Annotated in this window: 1 protein-coding gene and 1 pseudogene; one reads left to right on the top strand and one right to left on the bottom strand. The window is 64.5% G+C overall.

Annotated elements, in window-relative coordinates; all coding sequences use genetic code 11:
- The coding region (gene gltB, locus MOV74_RS32900; protein ID WP_246931164.1) for a glutamate synthase large subunit at positions 1-3,350 on the bottom strand (3,350 nt) is incomplete at its 3' end.
- A gap of 491 nt (positions 3,351-3,841) precedes the next feature.
- On the opposite strand from gltB, the pseudogene MOV74_RS32905 reads away from it, so the two are divergent.
- A pseudogene (locus tag MOV74_RS32905) lies at positions 3,842-4,036 on the top strand (hypothetical protein); the annotation flags it as partial.

Consider the following 4,036-nt stretch of genomic DNA (forward strand, 5'->3'; position numbering starts at 1 on the left):
TGGGTCTCGGCGAGGCCGATTTCCCAAGGGCTGCCGGCGTGCTTGATCGAGGTCAGCGGCGATGCGCCGGTGCCGCCCTCGAAGCCCGCGATGGTGACGTGGTCGGCGCGCGCCTTGGCAACGCCCGCGGCCACCGTGCCGACGCCGATCTCGGAGACGAGCTTGACCGAGACGTCACCGGTCGGGTTGACGTTCTTGAGGTCGTAGATGAGCTGCGCCAGATCCTCGATCGAGTAAATGTCGTGGTGCGGCGGCGGCGAGATCAGGCCGACGCCCGGCGTGGAATGCCGGACTTTTGCGATGGTCGCGTCGACCTTGTGACCAGGCAGCTGGCCGCCTTCGCCGGGCTTGGCGCCCTGCGCCATCTTGATCTGCATCATGTCGGAGTTGACGAGATACTCCGTGGTGACGCCGAAGCGGCCCGAGGCGACCTGCTTGATCGCCGAGCGCATGGAATCGCCGTTCGGCATCGGCTTGAAGCGGTCGGCTTCCTCGCCGCCTTCGCCGGTGTTCGACTTGCCGCCGATCCGGTTCATGGCGATCGCGAGTGTGGTATGCGCCTCGCGCGAGATCGAGCCGAAGCTCATTGCGCCCGTGGCGAAGCGCCTGACGATGTCCTTGGCCGGCTCGACCTGGTCGAGCGGTACGGGCTTGCGCTTCTCTTCGTCCGCGTTCTTGATCCGGAACAGGCCGCGCAGCGTCAACAGACGCTCGGACTGCTCGTTGAGGATCTTTGCGAAGGCGCGATAGCGCTCCTGCGAGTTGCCGCGCGCGGCGTGCTGCAGCAACGACACCGACTCCGCGGTCCAGGCGTGATCCTCGCCGCGGCTGCGATAGGCATATTCGCCGCCGACATCGAGCGAGGTCTTGTAGACCTGAGCCTCGCCGAACGCGTCGGCATGACGGCGCACGGCTTCTTCGGCGATCTCGCCAAGGCCGACGCCCTCGACGCGGGTGTGCGTTCCCGCGAAGAACTTTGCGACGAAGTCGGCCTTGAGACCGACCGCGTCGAAGATCTGCGCGCCGCAATAGGACTGGTAGGTCGAGATGCCCATCTTGGACATCACCTTCAGAAGCCCCTTGCCGATCGACTTGATGTAGCGCTTGACGATCTCGTAATCGTCGAGCGAGCCGGGCAGGCGGTCCTTCATCGCGACGATGGTCTCGAACGCGAGGTAGGGATTGATCGCTTCGGCGCCGTAGCCTGCGAGACAGGCGAAGTGATGCACTTCGCGCGGCTCGCCGGATTCGACGACGAGGCCGACCGAGGTGCGCAAGCCGGTGCGGATCAGATGATGATGCACGGCGGCGCAGGCCAGCAGCGAGGGGATCGGAACCCGGTCGGTGCCGACCATGCGATCGGACAGGATGATGATGTTGACACCCTCCCGCACCGCGCTTTCCGCGCGCGCGCAGAGCTCGTCGAGAACCTGGTCCATGCCGGCCGCGCCGAGGCCGGCGTGGAAGGTGGTGTCCAGCGTGCGCGACTTGAAGTGCGACTCGGCGACATCGGAGATCGAGCGGATCTTTTCAAGGTCCGCGTCGGTCAGGATCGGCTGGCGCACCTCGAGACGCTTGGTGGTGGCAAGGCCCTGCAGGTCGAACAGGTTCGGCCGCGGCCCGATGATGGAGACGAGGCTCATCACCAGCTCCTCGCGGATCGGGTCGATCGGCGGGTTGGTGACCTGCGCGAAGTTCTGCTTGAAGTAGGTGAACAGCGGCTTGGCCTTGTCCGACAGCGCCGAGATCGGCGTGTCGTTGCCCATCGAGCCTGCGGCTTCCTCGCCCGTGGCCGCCATCGGCGTCATCAGGATGGCGATGTCTTCCTGGCTGTAGCCGAACGCCTGCTGGCGATCGAGCAGCGACAAATTGGAGCGCACGCCGGTGGTCGGCACTTTCGGCAGCTCTTCCAGCACGATCTGGGTTCGCTCCAGCCACTCCTTGTAGGGATGGCTCTTGGCGAGCTCGGCCTTGATCTCGTCGTCCGGAATCAGCCGGCCCTGCTCGAGGTCGACCAGCAGCATCTTGCCGGGCTGCAGGCGCCACTTCGTGATGATCTGGTCCTCGGGGATCGTCAGCACGCCCATCTCGGACGCCATCACGATGCGGTCGTCCTTGGTGACGAGATAGCGCGCCGGCCGCAGGCCGTTGCGGTCGAGGGTGGCGCCGATCTGGCGGCCGTCGGTGAAGGCGATCGCGGCGGGGCCGTCCCACGGCTCCATCAGCGCGGCATGATATTCGTAGAAGGCGCGGCGCTTCTCATCCATCAAGGGATTGCCGGCCCACGCCTCGGGAATCATCATCATGACGGCGTGCGGCAGCGAGTAGCCGCCCTGCACCAGGAATTCGAGCGCGTTGTCGAAGCAGGCGGTGTCCGACTGTCCCTCATAAGAGATCGGCCAGAGTCGGTTGATGTCCTTGCCGTAGAACTCGGAGCTCACCGAGGCCTGGCGCGCCGCCATCCAGTTGGTGTTGCCGCGCAGCGTGTTGATCTCGCCGTTATGCGCGATCATGCGGTAGGGATGCGCCAGCGACCAGGCGGGGAAGGTATTGGTCGAGAAGCGCTGGTGAACCAGCGCGAGCGCGCTCTCGAAATCCTTCTCGTGCAGGTCGGGATAGTACTTGCCGAGCTGGTCGGCGAGGAACATGCCCTTGTAGATCACCGTGCGGCAGGACATCGAGCAGGGGTAATAGCCTGCAAGGCCGCGGTCGCGACGCTGGTAGATTGCCTGCGAGATCGACTTGCGCAGGATGTAGAGCCGGCGCTCGAAATCGTCCTCGGTCTTGGCGGTGCCGTTGCGGCCGATGAATACCTGCATGCAGGCGGGCTCGGTCGGCTTCACGGTCACGCCGAGCGAGGAATTGTCGGTCGGCACGTCGCGCCAGCCGAGCAGGGTCAGACCCTCTTCCTTGATCTGGTCGGCGATGATGCTCTTGATGACGTTGCGCCAGGCGGTGTCGCGCGGCATGAACAGCGCGCCGATGGCGTATTCGCCGGGCTGAGGCAGCGCGAAGCCGAGCTCTCCGGCCTTGCGGCTGAAGAAGGCGTGCGGGATCTGCACCAGAATGCCGGCGCCGTCGCCGGCGCGCGGGTCGGCGCCGACGGCGCCGCGGTGCTCGAGATTGCAAAGGATGTTCAGCGCGTCCGCGACGATCTCGTGCGACTTCTGGCCCTTGATGTTGGCGATGAAGCCGACGCCGCAGGAGTCCTTCTCCAAGCTCGGATCGTAGAGGCCTTCGGCCGGCGGGCGCGAATTGTGCTCCTGAATCGGATCGGTCGTTTTCGAGGCGACGGTCGCCGACAGCTCTTCTGCCACGATGTTTGCGCGCTCGAATTGCGACCCGTTCATTGTTCCAATCCTCTCCATGCGGCAAGCTGCCTCACCGCTATCTTCGGCGCACCTTCGGCGTTCCGCGGCACCCGCCTCTGGGTCACCACTCGTCCGCTGCGAGCCGCATTTTCTTAAATTCAGGCCTAGGCGTTCTTCGTCCCCGAGAACGGCTTTGCCTGGTACCTTGCCGGCGCTCGAAAGTGCCAGTTTTCGCTGCAATCCCTGTGCCGGAACCGCAGGCAAAATTGAGACAGTCTTCCTGTCCTAACCATCACCTTGCCAAATTTTTGTCTAGCACACAAGCGCGCGGAAGTCCCGATTCCCGATATGTCAATCAATCGCTTTCCAAAAGTTGCGCGGCCCCTGTTTTGAAGCAAACGCGCCCCGATCCGGCCCTGCGGGCGCCGAAATCCCAAATGAAGCTTCGGATCAACCCTTCGGAAGGCTCGCCACGCCACAAGAAGCGAAAGAGCGCAAGTCATCCAGGGCCTGACAGGAGCGTGTCGACCATGAAGTTTTTCACAGGATGTGTGGCTGCTGCCACGCTGGCGCTGGCTGCAACCACTGCCCAGGCGCAGGTTCCGGCGAGCGGTATTGCGGGAGGGGCCATGATCGCGGTGTCGGATTTCGACGGGCCCTATGCGCCCTCGGAGGTCGCGCCGCCACCGCCGCCGCGTTACGGCCAAGGCTACGGTTACGGCTAC

This window comes from Bradyrhizobium sp. SHOUNA76 (assembly GCF_023006445.1).
Lineage (GTDB): Bacteria > Pseudomonadota > Alphaproteobacteria > Rhizobiales > Xanthobacteraceae > Bradyrhizobium.